The sequence below is a fragment of the Cypionkella sp. genome, from assembly GCF_028290025.1.
GTDB lineage: Bacteria > Pseudomonadota > Alphaproteobacteria > Rhodobacterales > Rhodobacteraceae > Cypionkella.
Map to the genome: position 1 here is coordinate 1 of NZ_JAQGKQ010000034.1, position 26,967 is coordinate 26,967.

General features: G+C 59.3%; 26 protein-coding genes. 7 read left to right on the plus strand and 19 right to left on the minus strand.

The window, feature by feature from the left end; all coding sequences use genetic code 11:
- Nucleotides 1-380 (minus strand): DNA gyrase subunit A (locus tag JWS10_RS04280; protein ID WP_299505122.1); only part of this gene is annotated, 380 nt, incomplete at its 3' end.
- Between the two features lie 148 nt (nucleotides 381-528).
- On the opposite strand from JWS10_RS04280, the gene JWS10_RS04285 reads away from it, so the two are divergent.
- Nucleotides 529-1,566: a lysine-2,3-aminomutase-like protein gene (locus JWS10_RS04285; RefSeq protein ID WP_299505124.1), complete on the plus strand. Its 1,038-nt coding sequence runs from the start codon at nucleotides 529-531 to the stop codon at nucleotides 1,564-1,566.
- Between the two features lie 13 nt (nucleotides 1,567-1,579).
- Here the strand turns inward: JWS10_RS04285 and rocF are convergent, their stop codons facing one another.
- The 9 genes from rocF to JWS10_RS04330 form a co-directional block, all read right to left on the minus strand.
- Nucleotides 1,580-2,503: an arginase gene (rocF, locus tag JWS10_RS04290; protein ID WP_299505126.1), complete on the minus strand. Its 924-nt coding sequence runs from the start codon at nucleotides 2,501-2,503 to the stop codon at nucleotides 1,580-1,582.
- Nucleotides 2,504-2,787: 284 nt separating this feature from the next.
- The gene (locus tag JWS10_RS04295) at nucleotides 2,788-3,567 is read right to left on the minus strand and encodes an enoyl-CoA hydratase-related protein (RefSeq protein WP_299505128.1); all 780 of its coding nucleotides are present in this window, start codon (nucleotides 3,565-3,567) and stop codon (nucleotides 2,788-2,790) included.
- Nucleotides 3,568-3,630: 63 nt separating this feature from the next.
- The gene (locus JWS10_RS04300; protein WP_299505155.1) at nucleotides 3,631-4,077 is read right to left on the minus strand and encodes a cytochrome c-type biogenesis protein; all 447 of its coding nucleotides are present in this window, start codon (nucleotides 4,075-4,077) and stop codon (nucleotides 3,631-3,633) included.
- A complete protein-coding gene (locus JWS10_RS04305) occupies nucleotides 4,077-6,050 on the minus strand; it encodes a heme lyase CcmF/NrfE family subunit (protein ID WP_299505131.1) in 1,974 nt (657 codons plus the stop codon). Before JWS10_RS04305 ends, JWS10_RS04300 begins: the two co-directional genes overlap by 1 nt.
- A gap of 96 nt (nucleotides 6,051-6,146) precedes the next feature.
- Entirely contained in the window at nucleotides 6,147-6,707 is a 561-nt protein-coding gene (ilvN, locus tag JWS10_RS04310; RefSeq protein WP_299505132.1) for an acetolactate synthase small subunit, read from the minus strand.
- Complete coding sequence (locus JWS10_RS04315) at nucleotides 6,707-6,994, minus strand: hypothetical protein (RefSeq protein WP_299505134.1); 288 nt, start codon at nucleotides 6,992-6,994, stop codon at nucleotides 6,707-6,709. Before JWS10_RS04315 ends, ilvN begins: the two co-directional genes overlap by 1 nt.
- A gap of 24 nt (nucleotides 6,995-7,018) precedes the next feature.
- On the minus strand, nucleotides 7,019-8,773 hold the full coding sequence (locus JWS10_RS04320) for an acetolactate synthase 3 large subunit (protein ID WP_299505136.1): 1,755 nt from the start codon (nucleotides 8,771-8,773) through the stop codon (nucleotides 7,019-7,021).
- Between the two features lie 510 nt (nucleotides 8,774-9,283).
- Nucleotides 9,284-10,123: an arginyltransferase gene (locus tag JWS10_RS04325; RefSeq protein ID WP_299478002.1), complete on the minus strand. Its 840-nt coding sequence runs from the start codon at nucleotides 10,121-10,123 to the stop codon at nucleotides 9,284-9,286.
- 173 nt (nucleotides 10,124-10,296) lie between these two features.
- Complete coding sequence (locus JWS10_RS04330; RefSeq protein ID WP_299505139.1) at nucleotides 10,297-10,782, minus strand: DUF2852 domain-containing protein; 486 nt, start codon at nucleotides 10,780-10,782, stop codon at nucleotides 10,297-10,299.
- A 307-nt stretch (nucleotides 10,783-11,089) separates the two neighbouring features.
- On the opposite strand from JWS10_RS04330, the gene JWS10_RS04335 reads away from it, so the two are divergent.
- Both JWS10_RS04335 and JWS10_RS04340 read left to right on the plus strand, forming a co-directional pair.
- Nucleotides 11,090-13,876, plus strand: a complete 2,787-nt coding sequence (locus tag JWS10_RS04335) for a glutamine-synthetase adenylyltransferase (RefSeq protein WP_299505156.1) — start codon at nucleotides 11,090-11,092, stop codon at nucleotides 13,874-13,876.
- 18 nt (nucleotides 13,877-13,894) lie between these two features.
- On the plus strand, nucleotides 13,895-14,170 hold the full coding sequence (locus JWS10_RS04340; RefSeq protein WP_299478011.1) for a hypothetical protein: 276 nt from the start codon (nucleotides 13,895-13,897) through the stop codon (nucleotides 14,168-14,170).
- Between the two features lie 113 nt (nucleotides 14,171-14,283).
- On the opposite strand, the gene eda is transcribed toward JWS10_RS04340, so the two are convergent.
- Together eda and edd are read right to left on the minus strand one after the other, a co-directional pair.
- On the minus strand, nucleotides 14,284-14,922 hold the full coding sequence (gene eda, locus JWS10_RS04345) for a bifunctional 4-hydroxy-2-oxoglutarate aldolase/2-dehydro-3-deoxy-phosphogluconate aldolase (protein ID WP_299505141.1): 639 nt from the start codon (nucleotides 14,920-14,922) through the stop codon (nucleotides 14,284-14,286).
- A 128-nt stretch (nucleotides 14,923-15,050) separates the two neighbouring features.
- Nucleotides 15,051-16,856 (minus strand): phosphogluconate dehydratase, encoded by a 1,806-nt coding sequence (gene edd / locus JWS10_RS04350; RefSeq protein ID WP_299505143.1) that lies wholly within the window; start codon nucleotides 16,854-16,856, stop codon nucleotides 15,051-15,053.
- Between the two features lie 311 nt (nucleotides 16,857-17,167).
- On the opposite strand from edd, the gene JWS10_RS04355 reads away from it, so the two are divergent.
- The 3 genes from JWS10_RS04355 (at nucleotide 17,168) to JWS10_RS04365 (ending at nucleotide 19,816) form a co-directional block, all read left to right on the plus strand.
- Nucleotides 17,168-17,854, plus strand: a complete 687-nt coding sequence (locus tag JWS10_RS04355) for a DUF6778 family protein (RefSeq protein WP_299478021.1) — start codon at nucleotides 17,168-17,170, stop codon at nucleotides 17,852-17,854.
- Nucleotides 17,855-17,923: 69 nt separating this feature from the next.
- A complete protein-coding gene (locus tag JWS10_RS04360) occupies nucleotides 17,924-19,186 on the plus strand; it encodes an RSP_2647 family RNA methyltransferase (protein WP_299505144.1) in 1,263 nt (420 codons plus the stop codon).
- Between the two features lie 87 nt (nucleotides 19,187-19,273).
- A complete protein-coding gene (locus tag JWS10_RS04365; protein ID WP_299505145.1) occupies nucleotides 19,274-19,816 on the plus strand; it encodes an RSP_2648 family PIN domain-containing protein in 543 nt (180 codons plus the stop codon).
- Here JWS10_RS04365 and JWS10_RS04370 read toward each other — a convergent pair.
- Together JWS10_RS04370 and JWS10_RS04375 are read right to left on the minus strand one after the other, a co-directional pair.
- Nucleotides 19,813-20,847 carry an aromatic ring-hydroxylating dioxygenase subunit alpha gene (locus JWS10_RS04370; protein WP_299505146.1) on the minus strand — a complete coding sequence of 345 codons (1,035 nt, stop codon included), beginning with the start codon at nucleotides 20,845-20,847 and terminating at the stop codon, nucleotides 19,813-19,815. The two genes, JWS10_RS04365 and JWS10_RS04370, sit on opposite strands and share 4 nt — an antisense overlap.
- 66 nt (nucleotides 20,848-20,913) lie before the next feature.
- A complete protein-coding gene (locus JWS10_RS04375; protein ID WP_299505147.1) occupies nucleotides 20,914-21,603 on the minus strand; it encodes a M48 family metallopeptidase in 690 nt (229 codons plus the stop codon).
- Between the two features lie 304 nt (nucleotides 21,604-21,907).
- On the opposite strand from JWS10_RS04375, the gene JWS10_RS04380 reads away from it, so the two are divergent.
- On the plus strand, nucleotides 21,908-22,531 hold the full coding sequence (locus tag JWS10_RS04380) for a VPLPA-CTERM sorting domain-containing protein (protein ID WP_299505149.1): 624 nt from the start codon (nucleotides 21,908-21,910) through the stop codon (nucleotides 22,529-22,531).
- 60 nt (nucleotides 22,532-22,591) lie between these two features.
- Here the strand turns inward: JWS10_RS04380 and JWS10_RS04385 are convergent, their stop codons facing one another.
- From JWS10_RS04385 to JWS10_RS04405, 5 genes are all read right to left on the minus strand, one after another.
- Nucleotides 22,592-23,773 (minus strand): VWA domain-containing protein, encoded by a 1,182-nt coding sequence (locus JWS10_RS04385; RefSeq protein ID WP_299505150.1) that lies wholly within the window; start codon nucleotides 23,771-23,773, stop codon nucleotides 22,592-22,594.
- A 2-nt stretch (nucleotides 23,774-23,775) separates the two neighbouring features.
- The gene (locus JWS10_RS04390; RefSeq protein WP_299478042.1) at nucleotides 23,776-23,946 is read right to left on the minus strand and encodes a hypothetical protein; all 171 of its coding nucleotides are present in this window, start codon (nucleotides 23,944-23,946) and stop codon (nucleotides 23,776-23,778) included.
- A gap of 53 nt (nucleotides 23,947-23,999) precedes the next feature.
- Nucleotides 24,000-25,307 carry a DUF2927 domain-containing protein gene (locus JWS10_RS04395; RefSeq protein ID WP_299505152.1) on the minus strand — a complete coding sequence of 436 codons (1,308 nt, stop codon included), beginning with the start codon at nucleotides 25,305-25,307 and terminating at the stop codon, nucleotides 24,000-24,002.
- A gap of 93 nt (nucleotides 25,308-25,400) precedes the next feature.
- Nucleotides 25,401-25,556 (minus strand): hypothetical protein, encoded by a 156-nt coding sequence (locus JWS10_RS04400; protein WP_299478048.1) that lies wholly within the window; start codon nucleotides 25,554-25,556, stop codon nucleotides 25,401-25,403.
- A gap of 650 nt (nucleotides 25,557-26,206) precedes the next feature.
- Nucleotides 26,207-26,967: MoxR family ATPase (locus JWS10_RS04405; protein ID WP_299505153.1), on the minus strand; the 761-nt coding region annotated here is incomplete at its 5' end.

Consider the following 26,967-nt stretch of genomic DNA (forward strand, 5'->3'; position numbering starts at 1 on the left):
TCCATCGAGCCGAAATTGCCCTGACCATCGAGCAGCACCAGCGACATCGAAAACGGCTGCGCCATCCGCACCAGCGCGTCATAAATAGCACTGTCGCCATGCGGGTGATATTTGCCCATCGTATCGGCGACGGGTCGCGAGGACTTGCGATACGGCTTGTCCGGCGTGTTACCGACCTCGTGCATCGCAAACAAAATACGCCGATGCACAGGTTTCAGACCGTCACGCAGGTCAGGGATCGCCCTCGAAACGATCACGCTCATCGCGTAATCGAGATAGGCGGTTTTCATCTCGGCGGCGATGTCGATCTGCGGGCCATCATGGTGCATACGGATCGGTTTATCGTCTGTGTTATCAGGGGTTTCCGGGGTATCGCTCACGTAACGCCGCCTTGCTGCCGAGGTCTAGATATTGATGTGCCGTTTCTACACCATTCGAGCCGTGGAGTGCAAGGCGATGGGGCCAAACTGGCCTTGCGTTTTGTGGGTTCAGCGGAGATAAGCCAAGCCGCGAAAGCCCCGGAGCGTGATGAAAAAGCCTGCCCTGACCCAGATTTCCGAACTCGTCGCGACCGGGCTGGTGCCTGCTGAACATGCCCGCGAATTGGCCCCGGTCGCCGAGGCTTTCCGCATCCGCATCTCGGGCGAAATGCACAGCGCGATCACCGCCAAGGATGATCCGATCGCCCGTCAATTCCTGCCCGATACGGCTGAGTTAACCATCCGCCCCGAGGAACTTCACGACCCAATCGGTGATGTCACCTACAGTCCCACCCCCGGCCTGACCCACCGCTATCCCGACCGCGTCATCTTAGCCGTCACCCGCACCTGCGAGGTCTACTGCCGCTTCTGCTTCCGCCGCGAAGCCGTCGGTGAGGAGGGCGCTTTGCCCGAGGCTGATCTGGAAGCCGCGCTCAATTATATCGCCGCCACCCCCGCGATATGGGAGGTTATCCTGACCGGCGGCGACCCGTTGGTGCTGTCACCGCGTCGGCTCACCGCCCTTATGCAGCGGCTGTCCGCCATCCCGCATGTCGAAATCATCCGCTTTCACACCCGCGTGCCGGTGGTCAGCCCCGCCCGCATCACGCCCGAAATGATCGCGGCGTTGCGCGCGAGGCCGACGACTTACCTCGTGCTGCACACCAACCACGCGCAGGAAATCACTCCCGCCGCCCAGACCGCGCTGAAAAACCTCGCCGAGGCTGGCATCCCGCTGCTGTCGCAAACCGTGCTGCTCAAAGGCATCAACGACAACGCCGCCACCTTGGAGACGCTGTTCCGCACCCTGCTGCGCAACCGCGTGACGCCGTATTACCTGCATCACTGCGATCTAGCGCGCGGCACCAGCCATTTTCGCACCACGATTGCGGCGGGCCAAACCATCATGGCCCAGTTGCGCGGGCGATTGTCCGGCATTGGCCTACCCACATATGTGCTTGATATCCCCGGAGGATTTGGCAAAGTCCCCATTGGTCCCGGATACGTCGAAGTCGCAGATGATGGCTACCAGATCACCGATTGGCAAGGTGGGCGGCACGCTTACCACGACCCCGACCACAGTTAGCCAAGCATCTTAATCAGAAACTCCGCGTCGGTCGGTCGAACACTTTGCGCCCCATCAAACTGGCGACCAGATCCACCATCAGCTTGGCGGTGCGGCCGCGTTCATCCAGAAACGGGTTCAACTCGACCAGATCCAGTGAGGTCACAAGGCTGCATTCGTGCAGCAATTCCATCACCAGATGCGCCTCGCGGAACGTCGTCCCACCCGGAACCGTGGTGCCAACCGCAGGCGCAATCGACGGGTCTAGAAAATCCACATCCAGCGACACATGCAGCATTCCGCCCGCATCGCGCACCATATCGAGAAATTCCCGCAAGGGTGCCACTATCCCACGCTCATCCAGAACCCGCATGTCCTTGATCTCAATGTCATGTTCCAGCAGCGCGGCATGTTCCGCCGCATCCACCGAGCGGATGCCATAGAGACATATCCTCGAGGCCGGGATCGGTGCGGGAAATGGCGGAAACGCCTCAAACCCCTCTCGCCCGGCGATATAAGCCACCGGAGTACCATGCAGATTGCCGCTTTGCGTCGAAAGCGGGGTGTGGAAATCCGAATGCGCATCCAGCCACAGCAAAAACAACGGCCGATCTACCCGCGCCGCGTAACTCGCAGCCCCTGCAACCGAGCCCAACGCCAAAGCGTGATCGCCGCCCAGCACAATCGGCAAACCACCCTGCGAAAGCGCATCATCGACCTTCGCCGACAGCACTTCCGTCCAAGCCAAAATCTCCGCCAGACTGTGCACCACCGGGTTCGGGCAACTTACATCCCGTAATTCCGGCAGCGCCATATCGCCCCAATCTTCGACGCGATGACCCGCTTCGCGGATCGCATGCACCAACCCCGCCACCCGATACGCGGCAGGCCCCATCACGCAACCGGGGCGGCGCTGGCCTTCATCAATCGGCGCGCCGATTAGAATCGTGTTGAGCATGGGTTTCTCCTTTGGTGCAACAATCGGACTGTCTCGCGGACACTCCTACAGTTATTTGCGATGCCTCGCATAGTGCCTTACCGTCTCGGCAAGAACGGAAGGGCGATCGTTCAAACGAGAATGAGATTGTCGCGCACCCCCCGCGGCCCTGCTCCTTCTGGTGGTACCCGCTGAAGGGCTTTCATCTTGGCATAAATATCCCCGCCGGAGGCTCCTGCCATCAAACACCCATACCTCACGCAGTTGTATTTGAGATGAAACTGCGAATGGCTCAGACGCCCGGGTCACTTACCCCTAAACTTTGCTGCGCGCTTTTCCAAAAACGCCGCAACGCCCTCGCGGAAATCTTCCGTAGCGCCGCACACGCCCTGCAACCGCGCCTCCAATGCCAACTGTTGATCCAGATCATTGCCAAATGAGGCCCGCAGCGCAATCTTAACCCCGCGATAAGCCAGCGTCGGCCCGTTCGCTAAACTCAAAGCCCTTGCCTGCCAATGCGCGTTAAACCCTTGATCTGGCAAGGTTTCATAGATCATCCCCCAATCAGCAGCCTGCTTTGCGCTGACCTTATCGGCGAACAAAATTGACCCCATCGCGCGGGCCAAGCCAATCTGGCGCGGCAACCAGTAACTTCCGCCCGCATCCGGCACCAAGCCAATCCGGGTAAACGCCTGAATGAAAGAGGCACTTTCGCTCGCAATCACCACATCCGCCGCCAGCGCCAAATTCGCGCCAGCCCCGGCAGCCGCGCCATTAACCGCCGAAATCGTCGGGATCTGGCAATCTGTGATCGCCTTCAACAGCGGCACATATTCCTCGTTCAGCACCCGCTCCAGATCGAGCACGCCGCCGATGCCATCCGCCGCATCGCCCAAATCCTGCCCCGAACAAAACGCTCGACCTGCCCCCGTGATCACCAAAACCCGCGCTTCGGCCTCGGCGCGCAGCACCGCTTGCAGCATTTCCGCCCGCAAAAGCGTCGAAAGCGCGTTCATCACCTCGGGGCGATCAAGCGTGATCACCGCCACGCCCGCTTCAATTTCATAGCCAATCGTCTGATACATCGCAGCCCCCCGAATAGCCGTCAGACTAGCAGGGCAGGGCGACTGGACCAGCGAAACCCCGCGTCACTTTTCCAGCAGTTGCGCCAACCGCGTCTTGTCAGCGTCCGACAAACCTTCGGCCTCGGCGGCCACAGCCCGCTTGCGCGTCGTCGCAACCGCAATCCCGACACCTGCCAGCAGCATCAGCGGCCCGGCCAGCCACAAAAGCCAACTTGAGCCTTCAACCCGCGGTTTAAACAGGACAAATTCGCCGTAGCGCGCAACCACATAATCGACCACCTGAGCATCGCTATCGCCCGCAACCAGACGCTCGCGCACCGCGATCCGCAAATCCCGGCTGATCGGCGCGTTGGAATCGTCAATATCCTCGCCCTGACACACCGGGCAGCGCAGATTTTGCGAGATCGCCCGCGCTCGCGCCTCTAGCCCCGGATCGGTCAGCATTTCATCGGGCTGCACCGCAAACGCAGGCGAGGCCACCAGCACCAACGCAAGGATAAAGCCGCGCATCATTCCGCAGCCACCGCAACAACCTCAGACCGCCGCGCACCCGCAGCCACCCGAAACCGCCGATCCGTCAGGCTTAGAATGCCGCCCAAAGCCATCAGCAATGCGCCGCCCCAAATCCAGTTGGCGAAGGGTTTGATATAGCTGCGCACCGCATAGCCGCCATCGTCCTGCGCATCACCAACCACCAGATACAGGTCGCGAAACACGCCTTGATCAATCGCAGCCTCGGTCGTCGGCATCCCCGCCACCGGATACATCCGCTTTTCAGGATGCAAACTCGCCACCTGCACGCCGCCCTTGCGCACGATCATATCCGCCATCAACGAGTGGTAATTCGGCCCCTCAACCTTGTTCACCGCAGCCAAAGTCACGTCATAACTGCCCAGAGCAAACGTCTCGCCGATCTTCACGGTGCGGATATCTTCCGTCACCCAAGCCGTCATTGCGGCCACGGCAAAGATCGTCACCCCCATGCCGGAATGCGCGAAAAACTTGCCCAGATCGGCGCGGGGCAGGCGGGTCAAACGGCTTAGCCGATCACCAACAGAACCGCGCCCCAACCGCTGCCAAAGATCAATCGCTGCGCCCATCACAACCCAAGCGCCCAAAGCAGCGCCCACCGGACCGAGCGCAGATTTCCCCGTCTGCACCGCATAAACCAGCAGCCCAACCGCCAAAGCCAGCACCAACGCCCCGCGCAAGGGCCGGATTGCACGCCTGATTTCCGCCCGCTTCCACGGCAACATCGCCCCCACGGGAAGTATAATCGCCAGCGCCACCATAAACGGTGTGAACGCTGCATCAAAGAACGGCGGCCCGACTGACAGCTTGCGGGCAAACACCAGTTCCGCAATCAGCGGCCATATCGTGCCGGTGAACACAACAAACGCTGACACCGCGAGCAGAAGATTATTCGCCACCAACGCGGTTTCCCGGCTGACCATCGCAAACACGCCTTTAGCCTCTAACACACTGGCGCGGAACGCAAACAACAGCAGCGCGCCACCCATGAAGAAGCCAAGGATACCGAGAATAAACACTCCTCGCGCCGGATCATTGGCGAAGGCATGAACGCTGGTGATCACCCCCGAACGCACGATAAACGTGCCCGTCAGGCTGAACCCGAACGCCAAAATCGCCAGCAAAACCGTCCACGCTTTCAGGCTTTCCCGCTTCTCCACCACAATAGCCGAATGCAACAAAGCCGCCGAGATCAGCCAAGGCATGAAACTCGCATTCTCCACCGGGTCCCAAAACCAGAACCCACCCCAGCCGAGTTCATAATAAGCCCACCACGACCCCATCGCGATGCCGATGGTCAGGAAAATCCATGCCGCCAGCGTCCAAGGCCGCACCCAACGCCCCCAAGCCGCATCAACGCGACCCTCCAGCAACGCCGCAATCGCAAACGAAAAGCTCATCGAAAGCCCGACATAGCCGAGATACAAAAACGGCGGATGAAACGCCAAACCGGGGTCTTGCAGCAACGGATTAAGATCATGCCCATTCATCGGCGGATTTTCCAGCCGCACGAACGGGTTAGAGGTCAGCAGCATGAACGCCATGAACGCCACGCCAATCGAGCCCTGCACCGCCAACACTCGCGCCTTCAACCGCTCGGGCAGATTGCCGCCAAACCACACCGCACAAGCGCCAAACGCCGCCAAAATCAGCACCCACAGCAGCAAACTGCCCTCATGGTTGCCCCAGACGCCGGCAAATTTATATAGCAGCGGCTTCGCGGTATGCGAGTTTTCTACCACCAGTTTCAGCGAGAAATCCGAGGTTACAAAGCCATAGGTTAACGCCGCAAAGCTAGCACCGATCAGCAAAAACTGCACCACCGCCGCAGGATCCGCCACCGCCATCAACCGTGCGTCGCGCCGATACGCGCCCCAAAGCGGCAACGTCGATTGCACCAGCGCGACCATAAAGGCCAGCACAAGCGTGAAATGTCCAAATTCAATAATCATCGCCGCCTCCGAGTTCACCCCCAGCTATAGGCCAGATCGACGGTGGCGCATATGGGCTGCGCGAACGTGTCGCGCAACCTTGATCGGTTCAAGCGTTCACAGCCCGCGCGACAAAGCCGCCACACCCGTCCGCGCCATTTCCCGCAACCCCAAAGGCCGCATCAGTTCGGCAAACGAGTCGATCTTTTCCGGCGTCCCGGTCATCTCGAACACAAAGCTTTCCAGCGTCGAATCCACCACATGCGCGCGGAAAATCTCGGCCAAACGCAAAGCCTCAATCCGCGCCTCACCTTTGCCCGCCACCTTCATCAACGCGAGTTCGCGCTGCACCGATGGCCCCTCGACTGTCAGATCATGCACCTCATACACTGGCACCATGCGGGCCAGTTGCGCCTTGATCTGCACGATCACTTGCGGCGTGCCCGTCGTCACAACGGTAATCCGGCTGCGATGGCTGTTGTGATCGACCTCGGCCACCGTCAAGCTGTCGATGTTATAACCGCGCCCCGAGAACAACCCGATCACGCGGGCCAAAACCCCCGGCTCGTTCTCGACGATCACCGCCAAAGTATGCGTCTCAATCACCGGCGCGTTCGGGTCGCGCAACTCATAGGCCGAATGGCTGGACGCGCTTTTCTTGATGTTTAGCGGAGACATTAATTTGACACTCCAAGTATCTGGGACAGCAATTTGTTCGCAGCAAATATGTCTGCCTCGTCCTTGGACCCGGTCCCTTCTTGATTATGCGTCGTAGTGTCTACGAAGACTGACTTATAAACAATCTTTCGCCATTCTGAGCTTGTTGTTGCCTCGTCGAGCAGTTTTCCTTGAAGCTGAACAGCTCTCAATAAAACCAGTCCAAGGGCTTCGCGTGTGTAGTCATTGAAGTTGAATTTAATACCAGCCGGAACAACCACTTGCATGGGTTTTTCAGGATTTGTCATGTTTCTATCTCCATTTTCAAATTCTCAAACCAAAACCGCGCCCGCCGCTTTGATGACACCTTGGGTGTCCGCATCGCCCAACAGCATCTCGTTATGCGGCCGCCCCGACGGGATCATCGGGAAGCAATTCTCGTGCTTCTCAACCCGGCAATCGAAAATGAACGGCCCATCATATCTGATCATCTCCATGATCGCATCATCCAGATCGGCAGGGTCCGTCACCTGTATCCCCCTGCAACCAAAGGCTTCCGCCAATTTCACAAAGTCCGGCAGGCTTTCCGACCAGCTTTGCGAATACCGCTCACCATGCAGCAATTCTTGCCACTGCCGCACCATCCCCAGCCGCTCGTTGTTCAGGATGAACTGCTTGACCGGCGCGCGGAACTGCATCGCCGTGCCCATTTCCTGCATGTTCATCAACCACGAAGCCTCACCCGCGACGTTGATCACGAGGCTATCAGGATGCGCAATCTGCACGCCAATTGACGCAGGCAGGCCATAGCCCATCGTGCCCAAACCGCCGGAAGTCATCCAACGGTTCGGCGCTTCAAAGCCGAGATACTGCGCAGCCCACATCTGATGCTGGCCAACTTCGGTGGTGATATAACGGTCCATGCCTTTGGTCAGAGCTTCCAACCGCTCCAACGCATACTGCGGTTTGATCACCTTGGTGGAGCCGTTGTAGGTCAGGCATTTCACCGCTCGCCATTCGGCAATCTGCTTCCACCACTTCGCCAGCCCGTCTTTGTTCACCACGGACCCACGCGATTTCCACAGCGCCAGCGCCTCCTCCAGCACGTTCGCGATATCGCCGACAACGCCCACATCAACCCGGATCACCTTATTGATGGATGAGGGATCAATATCGACATGCACCTTCTTAGAGTTAGGCGAGAAATCCGGGATGCGCCCGGTGATCCGGTCATCAAACCGCGCGCCGATGTTGATCATCAGATCGCAACCGTGCATCGCGAGGTTGGCCTCATAAAGCCCGTGCATCCCGAGCATACCCAGCCAAGCGGTGCCGCTCGCCGGATAAGCCCCCAAACCCATCAGGGTCGAAGTGATCGGAAATCCGGTCGCCGCCACAAATTCGCGCAGCAACTGACTGGCCTTCACGCCAGAGTTGATCACGCCGCCGCCAGTGTAAAACACCGGACGTTCAGCGGTCTCCATCAGCGCAACCATCGCAGCGATGGCTTCGCTATCACCCTTCACGCGCGGCTGGTAATGCGAAACGCGCGTGGCCTCCTTCGGCGTGTAAGTGCCCGTGGCGAATTGCACGTCCTTGGGAATGTCGATCAGCACCGGGCCGGGGCGACCATGCGAGGCCACATGAAACGCCTGATGAATGGTTTCCGACAGCTTGTCAGTGTCCTTCACCAGCCAGTTGTGTTTGGTGCAGGGCCGGGTAATGCCAATGGTATCAGCCTCTTGGAACGCATCGGTGCCGATCATAAAGGTCGGCACCTGACCCGAAAGCACCACCAGCGGGATGCTATCGAGCAACGCATCGGTCAACCCGGTCACCGCATTGGTCGCCCCCGGACCGGAAGTCACCAGCGCCACGCCAACCTTACCAGTGGAGCGTGCATAACCTTCGGCCATATGGATCGCGCCCTGTTCGTGGCGCACCAGAATATGCCGAATGTCGTTCTGCTGGAAAATCTCGTCATAGATCGGTAACACCGCACCGCCCGGATAGCCAAATACGACTTCAACACCCTGATCCTTCAGGGCTTGAACCACCATTCTTGCTCCGGTCATCTGACGCGTCATGATCTTATCCTAAGTTTGGCCCTGATGGCCCTTGGTCAATAGAAGTCCGGGCTTATGCCCGTGTGGTCAACAAAAAGCCCCCGGAGGTTACTCGGGGGCGCATGGGAAACCTGATGGTCAAACCGTTACCGGCCCATGCGCTTTATCCTTACGACTACTAGAATGCTGCGCATTCCGACCTCCATCTGCTTCGTAGGGGAAACTATGGCGGCAGGGCAGGGCCGTCAACCGCAAATCGACAAGATTTGTGTCGCTGGAGGTGCGTTTTTTGTACTTTAATTGCGAAATACGCTTCTTTGCCGCAATATTAGCTATTATGACCTGCGCATCACCGGAGTTTTCCAACTGAGTCGAAACCTGGGATCGCTAAATCGACCTGAAACCGATCTGGTGCACAAAAAATCCTAGCCGCCCCGTAACGGTTGCAATCCCTAACATATCCTGAAGAACGCCAGAGTCTCGTTGATTTAGTTGAGAAAAAACTCCGTCCACGCGTGGACTCGACCTTTCCTAATCGCGCGGCCCAATCCGCACCTCGGGCAGCGAGATCCGAGCCACCTGCTCGGCAATCGGATCGACCGACAAGGGATGCAGTTCTGCGCGATGATCGGCAGGATCACCAATATCCTGCCAGGCGCCGTGCTTGAAGATTTCCAGCGCGTTGAACCCGGCCTTGTAGCCCATCTTCCGACTGCCCGGCACCCAATAGCCAAGGTAGACATAAGGCAAGCCCGCCTCCCGCGCGATCGCGATATGATCCAAAATCGCGAAGGTGCCCAAGGATAGATGCACCAAATCCGGGTCGTAAAAGCTGTAGACCATCGACAGCCCATCATCGAAAACGTCCGTCAACGCGACGCAAGACAGTGGCCGACCACGCTCTCCCGGACCCGCCGCCCGCGTATATTCGATCACCCGGCTTTTGATCGGGGTTTCCTCAATCATCGCGGCAAACTCGAACACGTCCATATCCGCCATGCCCCCATCCGCGTGGCGGACGTCAAGATAGCGGCGAAATAGGGTGAACTGATCTTCAGTGGCCCAAGGGCTGGTCGCATTGCGCCGCAGATGGGCCGCGTGTTTCATAATCTTGCGCTGGGTGCGATTTGGCTTGAAATCCGCCACCCTGATCCGCGCTGACAAACACGCCGAACATTCCGCACAGGACGGCCGATACAGCACATTTTGGCTACGCCGGAACCCCTGCTTGGACAGCGAGTCATTCAACCGTTGCGCCTGATCACCCTGCAAGGCCGTAAACAGCTTCCGCTCCATCCGGCCCTCTAGATAGGGGCAGGGTTGCGGAGCTGTCACATAGAATTGGGGCGCAATCGGCAGGGTGTGGCGCATAATCTCAAAGGCTACGAGTGAGGGTGCAGATACCCTAGCAAGCCAATGCCCTCCTAGCAAGGCAACGCCGGGTCACCGGGGCAATCACTTTGAAGTTAACACGACATAATTCGCAAAGCGAAAGCCCCCCGGCGCACCGGAGGGCTTTGTGGCAGTCAGTCAGATAGTCGGGCTCAGTATTCGCCGGACCGCGTCACATCACCGTTGCTCGGTGCGGCAGCAGCAGGCGTGGAAGCCGCACGGGCGCGCTCTTCCATGAAGTTGTCGAATTCCGACTTATCCTTGGCCTCACGCAGGCGTTGCAAGAACGATTCGAACGCGGTTTGCTCGTCTTCCAAGCGGCGCAGCATATCAGTCTTGTATGCATCAAAAGCTGCGTTACCCGACGAGCGCATAGAGGATGTACCCCAATGGCCACGTTGGCCCCAGTTCGCTTGATGACGGGCGCGGCGTTCCGCGCAGCTAGAACGGTTAAACATGCGTTTGCTCCAGATCATATAGGCCAATAGGCCAAGGCCGACGGGCCAGACAAAAATGAACCCAAGCACCATAGCAGCGAGCCAGGCACCTTTGCCCTTGTCGTCAAGCCAAGCTTGGGCGCGGCGTAGCACAGAGAAGACTCCGCCAGAGTAAGGGGCGGTGGTCGAACTGGTATTCATCGGCGGACTCCCGGGTTGCGGTTAAATTGGTCGATTTTGTTCGATGTGAATGTCTTTCACATGAGACAAGATGCGGAGTCTTGGCTCTGCTTTCAAGTGGCATGTTAAAGATATTTACATCAGATTGGTCGCACGCCACATTCGCGCTAAATTCCGCTTAGGCCGACGAATAGAGACATGTAGCGTCGATGAACAAACGGCGGCCCCTATGGCACGACTGCAAAAACCCAGGGCTTTGCGAATAGACCCTCACGCTTTAAGCAAGGCCAAGGTTGACCCCGCCCGCACCACGCCGCAAATTAGCCGCATGAGTAAGACCTTCGCCGCCCGCCAAACCCGCCAGCCCATCGCATATGACCGCGATCAGGCTGCCGATATTGCCACCAGCTTTGCCGATCTTGCACCGGGCTTGCGCGGTTTGCTCGCCAATACCGCCGGATGCAGCCCATACCTCAAAGCCCTGATGCTGCGCGAGGCGGGTTGGCTGCGCGTGGCCTTAACCCTCTCACCCGAAACCGCGTTCAATGCGATCTTGGTGGCTCTAAACGATGTGCCGCTTGACGCCTTGCCGACCGCCCTGCGCCAAGCCAAACGTCGCGCGGCTTTGCTGACGGCCCTCGCTGACCTTGGCGGCGTGTGGTCGCTGATGCAGGTGACGGGGGCGTTGACCGACCTCGCCGACCGCGCCGTTAACCTTGCAATGCAACGCTTGGTGGCCGAGGAAATCCGCCGTGGCAAGCTGCCCGGTGCCACCCCGGATGATGCGCTAACCGCTGGCGGCATGGTCAGCCTTGCGATGGGCAAGATGGGCGCGGGCGAGTTGAATTACTCTTCTGACATCGACCTGATCTGCTTGTTCGATCAGGACCGCTACGGCGACGACTGGCAAGACGCCCGCGCCGCTTTCATCCGTGTCACCCGCAAAATGGCGGTGATGCTGTCGGATATCACCTCGGAAGGCTACGTTTTCCGCACCGATCTGCGCCTGCGCCCGGATGCTTCCGTGATGCCGGTTTGCCTCTCGATGGCCGCCGCGGAAACCTATTACGAAGCGCAAGGCCGCACATGGGAGCGTGCCGCCTATATCAAAGCCCGACCCTGTGGTGGCGATATTGCCGCTGGCAACCGCTTTCTGAAGGCGCTGACTCCCTTCGTCTGGCGCAAACACCTCGACTTTGCCGCCATCCAAGACGCTCACGACATGCGCCTGCGCATCCGCGAACATCGCGGCTTGAATGGCGCTGTGATGGTTGAGGGCCATAACATGAAGCTCGGCCAAGGCGGCATCCGCGAGATTGAGTTCTTCACTCAAACCCGCCAACTGATCGCCGGCGGCCGCGATGTCAGCTTGCGCGATCGCACCACATTGGGCGGCCTGAACGCGCTTGCCGCGAAAGATTGGCTACCGCTGGACGTCGCCCGCGAACTCTCGGCGCTCTACACCCAGCACCGCGAGCTAGAGCACCGCATTCAAATGGTGAACGACGAGCAAACCCACAACCTGCCAACGACGCCCGAAGGCATCGCCCGAATCGCAGCGTTCTGTGGCCAGGACGATGCCACCTTCCGCGCGGGCCTGCTCGATCGTCTGGCGCGCACGGATCGTCTGACCGAAGGCTTCTTCGCCCCAAGCGCTGTTGAGGCAGGCCCAGAACTGTCCGATCACGCCAGTAAAATCGTCCAAGCGTGGAGCAGCTACCCAGCCCTTCGCTCTGACCGCGCCCAAGCGATTTTCCTGCGCCTGCGCCCGGTATTGCTGACCCGCCTGAACCGCGCCGCCAACCCCGATGAGGCCCTCGTCGCACTCGATGGCTTCCTCGCAGGACTGCCTTCGGGCGTACAAATCTTCTCGCTGTTTGAGGCCAATCCTTCGCTGGTCGATCTGATCATCGACATCGCGGGAACCTCGCCCGCCTTGGCCCGCTACCTGTCGCGCAACGCAAGCGTGCTCGATGCGGTGATCGGCGGTACGTTCTTCGCCGCTTGGCCCACCAAAGCGGTGCTGACGGCAGAACTCTTTAAACGCCTCGACGATCTGCCGGATTACGAGCGCAAACTCGATGCCGCCCGGCGCTGGATGAAAGAATGGCACTTCCGCATCGGCGTGCACCATTTGCGTGGGCTGATTGATGGCTTTGAAGCCGGAAAGCAATACGCCGACCTCGCCGAGGCGGTGATTGCCGCGCTGTGGCCAGTGGTCTGCACGGATTTTGCGGGCAAGCATGGCGCGGCACCGGGGCGGGGTGCGGTGGTGCTGGGGATGGGCAGCTTGGGCGCGGGGCGGCTGAATGCCGGGTCCGACCTTGATCTGATTATGATCTACGATGCCGCCGGGGTGGAAAACTCTGACGGCAAACGCCCGCTCGCCGCACGCCCCTATTACGCCCGCCTGACGCAAGCCATGGTCACGGCTTTGTCGGCGCAAATGTCGGAAGGGCGACTTTACGAGGTCGATGTGCGCCTGCGCCCCTCGGGTCGGCAAGGCCCGGTTGCGACTTCGATTGAGAGTTTCCGCAACTACCAAACCAATGAGGCTTGGACATGGGAGCATCTCGCCCTGACCCGTGCGCGCGTGCTTGTGGGCGAACCAACTTTGGCCGCCGAGGTAGAGAAGTTCCGCCGTGAAATCATCGCCAGCAAAGGTCAGGGGCCAACAGTCTTGCGCGACGTCGCTGAAATGCGCGCCCGTCTGGCCGAGGCGAAACCGGGTGCGGGCGGCTGGGACGCCAAGTTTGGCGCGGGGCGCATGATGGACATTGAACTTCTGGCGCAAACCGTGGCTCTGCAAGCCGCAAGCCCGGCGCGCGGGGTGGAACGTCAGATCGCTGCGGGCGAAACCACGGGTAAACTGTCGCATTCGGATCAGTCGGCACTGCTCGACGCCTATAGGCTGTGCTGGCAAATGCAGGCGGCGAGCAAACTGCTGTCGGACAAACCGCTCGACCCTGCCACCTTGGGCATCGGCGGGCGGGCCTTTCTTTTGCGTGAGGCAGGGGCGGTTGAAACCGAAGCTGGCAGCAACGCGTTGACCGAGCGTCTGGAACGCAAAGCAGCGCTTGCCGAGCAGGTGATTTCAAGCCATCTGAAAGGGTGACGCATGGGGAGACGCGCAGTGGACTTGTCAGAAGCAGACCCGAAAGGGTTGGTGCGCGAAAGCTACAACATCGACGGCATCAGCTATGGCGAATGCGGCCAGATCTTCATCGACTGGGTGCTCAGTCTGCCTGCGGTGGTAAATACGCCCGACTATATCCGGGCGCTGCTGGCGCATTACGGCATCCCGAACCCCGATCACCCAATGACCAAAGTGTTGACCGAGGCTTTAACCGCCCCCGAGCACCCCAAACGCCGGGGCGGTCGCGCGGCGCGGTTTGCCTCTAATCCCTAAGGCTGCCAATCCAAGCCGCCCCGGACTTGATCAGGGGCCTCTGGTCCTTGACATAAGGTGAGGCCCCGGCTCAAGGCCGGGGCGGCTTGGAGAATGGGGCCGTCCGCAACGCTTTAACGCAAGCGCACAGCCTCTGCCGCAAGCGCGGTGATCGTCGCCCAATCGCCCTTGGCCATCGCCTCTTTCGGCGCAACCCACGAGCCGCCAACACACAGAATATTCTTCAGCCCAAGATAATCCCGCGCATTTTTCAGACTGATGCCGCCGGTTGGGCAGAAAGAAACTTGCGGAATAGGCGAGCCGATGGATTTCAGATAAGCCGCACCACCGGCTTGCTCGGCGGGGAAGAACTTCTGCACGGTATAGCCCTTTTCCAGCAGCGCCATCACCTCGGACGCCGTGGCAGCCCCCGGCAGCAGCGGTAGTTCATACTCAGCACAGGCGTCCAACAAACGCTCCGTCGCCCCCGGTGACACGCCAAATTTCGCCCCCGCAGCCTTAGCCGCCTTCACATCCGCTGGCGTCAGCAAAGTGCCAGCACCCACCACGCCACCCGGCACCTCTGCCATCGCGCGGATCGCATCCAGCGCGCAAGCCGTGCGTAGGGTGACCTCCAAAGCGGGCAAACCGCCCTTGACCAAAGCCTCGGCCAGAAGTTTGGCATGGGCGAGATCGTCAACCACCAACACCGGCACCACTGGTGCAAGGCGACAGATTTCGGCAGCAAGGCGAGATTGTTCGGTGGGGTTCATTTTGACTCCATCCCCATCATGCGGGGCAGGTTGAAAGATAAGAGCCTCCGGCGGGGATATTTAAGCAGAGAGGATGACCAAGCTAAGTAGCATCCTCTCTGCTTAAATATGCCCGCCGGAGGCTAAACTTAGATAACCACAGCAGCGCCGGTTTCCGAAGTGCCAACGGTGCGCCGGAACGCCTCAAACAACTCGCGACCCATGCCGTGACGGTTGGCGGAGAGATCGGCAGTCACTGGCTCGCGCGCCTCAAAATCAGCCGCCAGCACCGAAAGCGTGCCCGCCACCGCATCCAACCGCACAATATCGCCATCACGCAGACGCGCAAGCGGCCCGCCCTTCGCAGCCTCGGGTGAGACATGGATCGCCGCAGGCACGCGGCCCGACGCGCCCGACATCCGGCCATCCGTCACCAGCGCCATCTTCAAACCGCGATCCTGACACACCGACAGCATCGGCGTCAGGCTATGCAGTTCCGGCATCCCATTGGCTTGCGGCCCTTGAAAGCGCACCACAACGACGGTGTCCGAGGTGAACTCGCCTGCCTTGAACGCCGCTTTCACGTCGTTCTGGTCGTGGAAAATTCGGCAAGGCGCTTCAATGATATGCCGCTCGGGTGCCACGGCAGAAACCTTAATCACGCCGCGCCCAAGATTGCCCGACAACTGCCGCAAGCCACCCGTCGCCTGAAACGGATCGGCCGCTGGCCGCAGGATTTTGTCGTTGAGCGTGTGATTAGACCCCGGTTGCCAAACCAATTGCCCGTCGAGCAGCTTCGGTTCAGACCGGTAATGCCGCAAGCCTTCGCCCGCCACAGTTTTCGCATCACCATGCAGCAAGCCATGATCCAATAACTGCCCGATCATATAGCCCAAACCGCCCGCCGCGTGGAAATGGTTCACGTCTGCCAGCCCATTTGGATAAACCTTGGCCATCAGCGGCACGGCTTGGCTGATCTCATCGAAATCGCCGAGATCGAGCAGCACACCCGAAGCCCGCGCCATCGCAGGCAGATGCAGCACCAAATTCGTCGAGCCGCCCGTCGCCATCAGCCCGACCAGACCGTTGACATAGGCGCGCTCGTCCAACACCTCGCCAGCCGGACGGAAATCATTGCCCAAGGCGGTGATCGCGGCAGCACGTTCAACCGCATGGGTGGTCAAAGCCTCGCGCAACGGCGTGTTGGGGTTGACGAACGAAGCCCCCGGCAGATGCAGCCCCATAAACTCCATCAGCATCTGATTGGTGTTGGCGGTGCCGTAAAACGTGCAGGTGCCGGGGCCATGATAGCTTGCCATCTCGGCGGCCATCAGCACATCGCGGCCAACTTCCCCTGTGGCAAACGCATTGCGCACTTTCGATTTTTCGTCATTCGGCAGCCCCGACGTCATCGGCCCCGCAGGCACGAACACTGCCGGAATATGGCCAAATGCCGCTGCAGCCATCACCAGACCGGGGACGATCTTGTCACAGACGCCCAAGAACAGCGCCGCATCAAACGTGTTGTGCGACAAACCGATGCCTGCCGCCAAAGCGATCACATCGCGCGAGAACAGCGACAGCTCCATCCCGACCTGACCTTGGGTCACCCCATCACACATCGCAGGCACACCGCCCGCAACCTGTGCCGTAGCACCCACGCGGCGCGCGGCCTCCCGGATCAGTTTGGGATAATCCTCATACGGCTGATGCGCCGAAAGCATATCGTTGTAGGCGGTAATGATGCCGATATTCGGGCTGCGCGCCGCCGCCAGAGCTTCTTTGTCAATCCCAGTCGCTGCATAGGCATGGGCTTGGTTGCCGCAAGCCAAATGCCCGCGCGCCGGACCCTGCGCCACCGCTGCCGCCATCCGAGCCAGATAATCGCCGCGCGTCTGCTTAGACCGCTCTCGAATGCGGTCGGTGACGCGATCAATGGTGGAGTTCAAAGACATGGGCACCTCAGGCTGGCAAGAAAGCTGCATCGTCTGAATATAACAGACGCCGTTAGCGCTAACAACCCAATCTCCCGCTGAACTTCCCTTGTTTTCGCCGCGGTCGCTTGGTTTGGCGGAAAATGGCCGTGCAGGACGCAGTATCGGCTCGGCGCGCCCTTTGTCGTCAAAGCAGCCGCATCATACCTTGCTTTTGCGACAACTTCACCAAAAACCCGCCACATTTGTCGCGCTTTATTTGGTTAACGCAAAAGCCAGTCTGGTCCAAGCCAAGCCTAACAAAGCTCTTGGGCCACCAAAGGGATAACGCTATGAAGATCACTTCGATTTCCATCTTGGTGCTGGCCTTGGGTCTTTCGGCCTGCGCGCAGACCACGATGTCGACGCAAAACCAAGTCTCGCTTGGTGTATCGGAAGCCTCGCAACTGCCGCAACCTTCAGGGCGTGGGCCAGCGATTTTGCAATCCGAATATGACGTGAAGGCAGTGAATGTCTCGGTGCCGCCTTCGCTGCGCGTGTCGGAGGCCAATACCTTCCATCCTTCCGCCGATATCGTCTGGCGCGGCGATGTGCCGGGCGATCGTTATGCGCAGGTGAAGGCGATCTTTGATACCGCCGCTGCCCGCAGCACCGCTACCATGCACAGCGGCGAGGCTGTCGTGGTTGATCTGGAAATCGTGCGCTTTCACTGCCTGACCGAGAAAACCCGCTACACCATTGGCGGCGTGCACTCGCTGCACTTTATGATGACGGTGCGCGATGCTACGACCGGGGCCATCGTGCAAGGCCCACGCCTGATTGTGGCTGACGTCAAAGGCGCCGGTGGTGCCCGCGCTGTGGCTGAAGAGCAAGCCGGCCGCACCCAGAAAGTCGTGGTGACCGAGCGTTTGGCCGAAGTGATCCGGCGTGAGCTGTCGGCTCCGGTCACCGTGCTGCCTGCTGATGCGATGGTGACGCGGTTTGACGGCACCCCGGCGCAGTTGGCGAGCCTGCAATAAGGCTCCGCCACACGCCTCTTCAACAATCGCAGGGCTTTTCACAGCCGAGATATCTTAGTATGGGGGGGCATGAGCTCCCCCATTTCGCATTCCCCCGCCCCGAATACTTCCGATGACGCCGAGTCCGGTCCTGAAACCGTAGCGCGCCGCTATCCCGTCGTGCGCCTGCGCCCCAAAGCCGAGGCCCGCGCGTTGCGGCATGGCTTCCCGTGGGTCTATGCCGATGAATTGGTGACGGACCGTCGCACCAATAACCTCGCTCCCGGCGCGTTGGCGATTTTGGTCGATGCGGATCGCCGTGATCTGGGGCTGGTCACCGTCAACACCAACTCCAAGATCATCGCGCGGATGCTGGATCGCAACCCCGAAGTCGAACTCGATCAGGCGTGGTTTGAGGCCAAACTTACCCGAGCGTTCAGCTTGCGCGACCGTCTCTATGATAAGCCGTTCTACCGTCTCGTTCATGCCGAAGCTGATGGTCTTCCTGGCATCGTCATTGACCGTTTCGGCGATGTGGCGGTGATTCAGCCCAACGCCGCTTGGGCCGAGACGCATCTTGACGTGCTGGTTGCGGCATTGCAGGCGGTGACGGGTGTTTCAACAGTCGTGAAAAACGCCACCGGACGCTCGCGCGGTCTGGAAGGGCTGAACGAGGAAAATCTGGTGTTAGCAGGCGGGGTTACAGCCCCGATCCAAGTGCCGATGAACGGCGCAATCTATCTGGCTGATGTCACTGGTGGCCAGAAAACCGGGCTGTTTTTCGACCAACGCCCGAACCATGCTTTCGCGGCTGGCTTTGCTAAGGATGCACGCGTGCTGGATATGTTCGCGCATGTCGGCGGCTTTGGCCTTGCGGCTTTGGCCAATGGTGCGGCTTCGGTGCTGGCGGTTGATGCCTCGGCCCCAGCTTTGGCGCTGGCAGGGCAGGGCGCGCTCGCTTCCGGCTTTGCCGATCGCTTTGCCACCCGCCAAGGTGATGCGTTTGAAGTTCTGGAGTCTTTGGGTGCAGAACGCGCCACATTCGATCTGGTGATCTGCGACCCGCCCGCCTTTGCCCCCGCTAAACCCGCTTTGGAAGCTGGCCTGCGCGCGTATGAGCGTATCGCCCGCCTTGCCGCACCACTGGTAGCCCCCGGCGGCTACTTGGTTTTGTGCTCATGCAGCCACGCCGCCGACCTTGCATCGTTCCGCAACGCCAGCGCGCGCGGTATCGGTCGCGGCGGCCGTCGCGGTCAACTGCTCCACACCGGGTTTGCTGGCCCAGACCACCCCATGCTGCCGCAACTGGCGGAAAGCGGTTATCTGAAAGCCCTGTTCTTCCGGCTTGATTAAAGTGGTTTGCGTTTCGGATGGTCAAGGCAAATTGGAAAGCGCCCAGTTCTTCGGGCGCTTTTCGATGCAATTTAAACGCAAACCGCTATGAAAGCCGTCCTTGACGCCTGCGTGATATACCCCACGGTCTTGCGGGAAATCCTGCTCGGCGTCGCGGCAAAGGGGCTTTACGAGGCGCTTTGGTCTGATCGCATCCTGCGCGAATGGACGCGCGCCACGGCCAAACTCGGCCCCGCAGCGCAGGCCCAAGCCGAAACCGACGCCATCCTGATGCGCGCGACCTTCCCGAAAGGCCAAGTGCGCGAGCAACCGGGGCTAGAGGCCCGGCTGCTGCTGCCCGACCCCGATGATGTGCATGTGCTGGCGGTAGCCATCGCGGGCCATGCCGATTGCATTGTCACCTTCAACGCACAGGATTTCCCGCGCCATATCCTTGCCGAAGAAGGTATAGAGCGCCGCGACCCCGATGGCCTGCTCTGGCAGCTGTGGTCGTTTCACCCTGAAGTGGTGGCGGAGGTCGTAGCGCAAGTTCACGCCACCGCCGAAGCGATGCACGGCGCGCCTATCCCGCTGAAATCCCTGCTGAAACGCGCGCAACTGCCGCGTTTGGCGAAGGCGATGATGACCTAACCGCGCCCCAAAGCCTGCGCCACGCGGGTTTGGAAATACTGCACACCCTTCTCATGGTAACCGCTCAGCGGCCCTGAAGAATAAGCTCCGGCAGCGTAATTCCGGTGCGTCTCAGCGCAGATGGTGTAATCTTCCTTAACCACGGCAAGCGTACCATCCACCGATTTCGCCCGTGTTTCAGCGGCCTCCGCCGAGGTATCCGCGAAGAAGAAATGATACTGCTGATCGGTATGATGCGTCGAGGTGGGGTTGATCCGGCTGACATTCATGCCGCCATCAAACAGGCTGAGCGTCCAGTTCGGCCACATCCACAGCCATTTACCGCGATAAAACAGCCCCGGTTTCGGCGGCGCGGTCATCTTGACATAGCCCTCATGCGCCGAGGTCTCAAACGCCTCAAATTCAATCGCGGCGTAAAAGCTCGGGTGGGTGCCGGGGATATGGTAGCCCTCAACGAAATTGTCGGTGTAAATTTTCCAGTTCGCATCAAAGCTGACCGTGGCGGTATCGGTGGCCGTATAATTCTCCATCGGCTCGTCGGCTAACTCATCCGGCAGTGCGCCCAACTGCTCCAACAGAGTTTGCGACGGGTCCAGACTGGCGAACAACAGCCCGCGCCATTCGTCGATTTGCACTGCTTCCAGCGGCCAATCCTCGGGAATAATCGCCGGGTCTTTGCCATACCACGGCGCTTGCACCAGCCGCCCGGTATCGGCGAAACTCCATTTGTGATAGGGGCAAACGATCAATCCGCACGAACCCGCGCCATCCGCCAAAAGCTTCGCGCCGCGATGCCGACAGACATTCTTGAAGCCGCGCAGCGCGCCATCCCGCCCACGGATCGCAAACACCGGCGTGCCCGCGATGTCGATGGCGAGATACTGCCCTGCCTCGGCAACCGCGCGCGCTGGCCCCATAAACTGCCAACTACGCGCAAAAATATCCCGGCGCTCTTGCTGGAACACATCGTCACGGACGTATAACTGCGGATCAAGGTTCAGATACTGAACTGGCGGAGCGTCTAGCGACATGCTGGCATCCTTGCTGTTCAGCCGAGCATGGCAAATTCGGCACGCCCGTGCAAGCGCAGCAAAACGCTAAACGGCACTCTCCCAACGCGCCGCCATCGCCTCAATCGCGGCGATACGGTCGTCGGTTTTGGGATGGCTCAGCAGCCAAGCCGGCGCGCCGGCCCCTGCAGCCCCGGTCAGCGCGCTTAGCTTGCGAAACAGCGACACCTGTGGGCCCGTGCCAATCCCCGCCTTAACCAACAAAGCCGCCGCATAGGCATCCGCCTCAAACTCATCGCGCCGCGACAAATGCGCCATCAGCACGCCCGAGATCATGTTGGCGATCAGCACGCCGATCCCCGGCAAAAACCGGCTGAGCACCGCTGACAGCATCACGACCACTGCGTTTTGCCCTGTAAAATCGATCATCCGCCGCCTTGTATGGCCCAAAGCCACATGCCCCAACTCATGCGCAATCACGCTTGCAAGCTCGGCATCCGACACGCTGCCCGCCGCTTTACGGTCAAGAAACCCCTGCGTCAGATATATCTGCCCATCTGGTGCGGCGAGCCCATTCACCGCCGCGATCTGATATACATTCACCTTGATCTGCGGCAACTCCAACGCCACCGCCATCTTCTGCGCCAAAGCCAGCAGGGCAGGGTCGCGCAACGGCTGGCTTTGCTCGGCCAGCATTTTCTTGGTGCGCCAAACCGAAAAATACAGCATCAACAAGCCGTAGCCAAGCGCCAGTATGATGGGGAGAAATTTCAACATACCGCTGATATGGGGCAGGGTGTGTCATGGTGCAATACTGCGAAGCCGAATGGACGCACACCCGGCCTTCCTTCGTGCTTTGTTACCGATCAGATCGACGTATAGGAGGCCGAGAATTGACCTCGTCGGGGTCTTGAGAGAGCGAAGTATGGCCTTTTGAAGGCATTGTGTCCGCATAAGATACAGTAGTTGCGCTCAAGGCGAATTAGTTTCGCGAGCAGTAACTGAAAAAGTTTCCCGCTTGGCAACACAAATAATTGTGGTATTTATTAGGCACTAATCTGCGCACAGAGAGGGATTCCCCATGAAAACAATTATTGCTAGCCTTGTTCTTGCCATGTTTGCAGCCGCGCCGCTTAGCGCAGCTCCTGTAATCCTGTTCCAAGACGATTTCTCCAGTTACGGACCCGGTGATGTCCTGAATGCCCCAGACAGCGTTTTCAACGGCAACTGGAAGGTTTCCGGCGGCACCGTTGACTATCTCGCACCTCCCGGCGTGTTTTCCGGCCTGTGCAGCGGGCAATCAAACTGCGTCGATTTGGACGGCTCCACGGGCCAGTCTGGCCTGTTTGAAACCGCACAAACCTTCAGCAACAATGTCTTCGACGTGCTGTTCCAGATTTCCGGCAACAACCGCAGCGGCAGTGATACAGTAACCATCACGTTCGGTTCAATCGTCCGCAGCATCACGTTGGCTTACGACCAAGTCGCCAATCAATCCAACTTTGGCACCGATTTTCTCGGCGTTGCGGTCGGTGGGATCGGCACAACCTTGTCGTTCCAGAACGCTGGCGGCGACAATGTCGGCATCATCTTGAAAACCGCTCTGGTGCAAACCTCTGCAGTTCCGGTTCCGGCAGCGGGCGGCTTGATGGCTTTGGGTCTGGCAGGCTTGGCGGCCTTGCGTCGTCGCAAACATCGCGCTTAAGGCGTTCTTAAATCCAAGAAAACGCTCCTTCGGGGGCGTTTTTTTATGCGCAACATGCTGTTATTTTAGTGCTGTAATACCCCGGCTGATGCCTTCCAGCGTCATCGGCACCATACGACCTGCGAAGATCTGACCGATCAATCCGATTGACTGCGTATAGCCCCAATGCTGTTCAGGCACCGGATTGATCCAGAGATGGTTCGGCCACCTGTCACACGCCCTTTGCAGCCACGTCTGGCCGCTCTCGGCGTTCCAATGTTCGGAGGCACCACCCGGATGCAAAATCTCATACGGGCTCATAGAGGCGTCGCCGACAAAAATACACTTATAATCGGTGCCATAGGTCCGCAGTACCTCAAAAGTTGAGGTCTGTGCGTTCCAGCGCCGGGCATTGTCGCGCCACACGCCGTCATACAAACAGTTATGGAAGTAAAACGGCACCAGATGCTTGAACTCGGCGCGCGCCGCAGAAAACAGCTCCTCCATCACTTTGATGTAGGGATCCATTGATCCACCAATATCGAAGAAAATCAACACCTTGACGGCGTTTCTGCGTTCAGCCCGCAGTTGCACATCCAGCCAACCTTGTTCAGCCGTCGCGCGAATGGTGCCGTCGAGATCCAATTCCTCAGCCGCCCCACTGCGCGCCCATTTTCGCAACCGTCGCAGCGCCACTTTGATGTTGCGCGTGCCAAGCTCAACCTGATCGTCCAGGTTGCGAAACTCGCGCTTGTCCCAAACCTTGACCGCGCGCTGATGGCGACTTTCGGATTGCCCAATCCGCACACCTTCGGGATTATAGCCATAAGCCCCAAACGGTGAGGTGCCCGCGGTGCCGATCCATTTATTGCCACCTTGATGGCGACCCTTTTGCTCGGCCAACCGTTGCTTCAATGCCTCAAGCAGTTTGTCAAAGCCACCCAATGCCTCAACTGCTGCGCGCTCATCAGGTGACAAATGCTTTTCTGCCAGTTTTTCCAACCAAGCGGCGGGCAGGTCCAAAGCATCCAGCACCTCAGCTTCAGAAACTGCTTCCAAGCCATTGAAAGAGAATGCAAATGCGCGATCATAGCGGTCGATGTGGCGCTCATCCTTAACCATTGTAAGCCGACCAAGATGATAGAACCCTGTCGCGTCGTAGGTTACCAGACCCGCCGCGAGACCTTCGAGAAATGCCAGATATTCACGCAGGCTGACTGGCACGCCCTCTTTCCGCAAAGCCTGAAAGAAGGGGAGAAACATGCTTAGCTCGCCAAAGTCCGATGCAAGTAGATCGTCAGGAACAGCCCGAGCAGGCCGAGCAAGATCGCGTAGGCCGCACCATATTGCAGCGCATCCATTTTCCGCCCGCCGCGTCGCAAAGCGTTCACCGCCCCCAACACCGCGCCGATTATCAACCCTGCCAAAACGATCACGGCCTGCCCCTTTTGTCGGGGCAGGCCGCAGAATCTGCCAACCTGACCCTAATCTACCCGCGACGGCCCTGCGCGCCGAGATTGGAAATCTCTGCCATCCGCGCCCGCACTTGCCGCTCTGAGCCGAAGCCATAACGCGCCCAGCCCAGACTGTCGAGACGCAGCACCTTGGCCTCATCGACCCGGCCAGTATTTTGCATCGCTTCGGCTTTGATTAGCATCAGGGTCGCCAACAACGACGCATTTTCGGCGCGCTTTGCCACCGGAATAGCCCGGTCAGAGAAGGCAATCGCCTGTCCCGGTTGCCCCGCCGCCAGTGCAATCGCCGCCAACTGCATATCAACATGCGCCACATGCACTTGCGCGCCGGGGATACTGCAATAGATCGCCGCAGCTTTTGACAGCGCAGCCACCGCCTCGGCAGGTTGCGCAGATGCCATCGAGCGACCCTTGGCGTAGTAGCTGAACGCCAGACGGCTGTCGTGCCAGCCCTGCGCCAGGGCTATCGACAGCATCATATCGGACGCCCGCAGACGCGATGCTGAACCTCCACGCGGCCCAAAAGCGCCTTCCACGGCCGCAACCCAAGACCGTGGTGCCATTTCCTCAAAATCGCGACCGCTGAAATTGCCGGCCGGGTTCAACCGCGCCAAAACGCCGGGCACATATTTCGCAACCTCCGCCTCATTCATGCCGTTGCGCAGTTCAGGCGCGTAATGCACCCGCAGCATCAGCATATCCGAACCGGTCAGCACAGAGTTGAAGTTGTCGTCGTTGAACACCGAATCCGTCAGTTGATAGAGATCGTTCAGCGGCCCCAAAGCCTGTGCGGTTTCCTCGTTCAAACAATCTCGGATCTCTTGCGGCGCAGCGTCCGATGGCACGAAAATCGCCACATGTTCGCGGCTTGTCATCGTCGTCCAATCGACCTTCGGGCCATTGCGCTCGGCCTTATACTCGGCCCAGGATTGCACGCGCGGCACCACGAAACAGGCGGCCATCGGCACGACCTTCACCATCTGCGCGCGTGGCTGGAATTCGATGGTGATAGACGGATTGTCACCAGCCTTGGCAAAGCTGATCGGCAGGCCAGCTTCGTCTCGCAAGCGGTTGATCACACGCGACATTTCTGCATTGGCGCTGGTTGGCACATCGCCATTCAGCTGCACGGTAATCGGGCCCTCAAAGCGGCTGAAATTGGCAATCGCCCGTCCGCTTTCCATGCGGAATTCCAGATTAAGGAAGTCATGCGCAATCTCGGCATTAGAGCGTGTCGGGCGCGTGGCTGCGACCGCTGCAAAGTTTTGCATCGCGGGCAGACCCAAGCCATTCGTGCTGGCTTCCGTGTAGTTTTTGGACACCTGCGCTTGCGGCGCGGACATACAGGCGGACAAGCCGAGAACGGCAATCAAAGGCAACAGGCGCATGGGCTGGCAGACCATTCATACAAGGTTTCAAGGGCCGCAGCGGCCCGTCTTCAGTTGGCGAAGCGTGGCGGGACGCGCGCAAACCCCGGTCAGACCTTTCAGCCCCAATGCCCCCGCATCGGTTCTAAAAGTATCGCCTGATCGGTACAAAGCCCGCATATCCGCCGCGCCGTTACCCGTCATCCCAAACCGCATATGCTGGAGCAGACCAGCCGTTGCGTCAGGATGAGGAGCCCGGTTCGGCAAGCAAAACGCGCGTCCCACCGCGATCCTGCCTTCAATCCTGCGCGTCCTCTCGACAACGATCGCTTTCCCGTCAGCAGTGACAGGGCGGCATGACCTTCAGCCCTTGCTGCACGGGTGCAGCTTGCTACACGAGTGCAGCTTGCTACACGGGTTCGATGGCAGATCACCGATCGCGCAGCCCCAACGCCCCTGCCGCCGCAGTGAATGCGGTGAGGGCTGAAAACGCCGGGTAGGCCGTAAGTCATTGAAGCTCATTGCAGTAAGAAACGCAGTCTGAAGGCGAGACAACATGCGGGCAGTGTCGGTTTGTAGGCAGCATCATGTCAATCTTTGGGATTCCCGATTTATCACCCGAGTCTACCTATGGATGCTCCTAAGCCAGCATACGCCATATAATCCCAAAACAGATCGCTAAATGTTACAGTATATTACAGAAAACCAAGCTTACGTTACCTAAATGCGGCGAGACTAAGGCTAACCTACCGCAGGCGTTGCGAATTGTTGATTCTTCGTGAACAAGCCGGGGCGTTATTTCGTCAAACTTCGCGCCTCGGCATGTACCTAGGTGACGCAAAGCCCTGCGCCCCTTAGCGCTGACCCCGGGCCATGAATGCCAAACGCTCAAACAGATGCACGTCCTGCTCGTTTTTCAACAACGCGCCGTGCAACTTTGGCAAAGAGTGTTTGCCGTCGCGCTTCAGATCTTCCGGCGACAGGTCTTCCGCCAACAACAGCTTCAGCCAATCCAACACTTCCGAAGTTGATGGCTTTTTCTTCAGCCCCGGCGTTTCGCGGATCTCAAAAAACTGCGTCAGTGCGGTGGTCAGCAGCGCGGGCTTGATGTCTGGAAAATGGACCTTGACGATAGCCGCCAACACATCTGCATCCGGGAACCGGATGTAGTGAAAAAAACAGCGGCGCAAAAACGCGTCCGGCAGTTCTTTCTCGTTGTTCGAGGTGATGATCACAACCGGCCTGTGCAGCGCACGGATGGTTTCGCCGGTCTCGTAAACATGAAACTCCATCCGATCCAATTCTTGCAGCAGATCATTCGGAAACTCGATATCGGCCTTGTCGATCTCGTCGATCAGCAAAACGACGCGGGCAGGGGCATCAAACGCCTGCCAAAGCTTGCCGCGCCGGATGTAATTCTTAACGTCATGCACCCGGGCTTCGCCAAGCTGGCTGTCACGCAAACGACTGACCGCGTCGTATTCATAAAGCCCCTGTTGCGCCTTGGTTGTGGACTTCACATGCCACTCAATCAGCGGCATGTGCAAAGCCTGTGCGACCTGCCGCGCCAGCTCAGTCTTGCCAGTGCCAGGTTCACCCTTCACCAACAACGGCC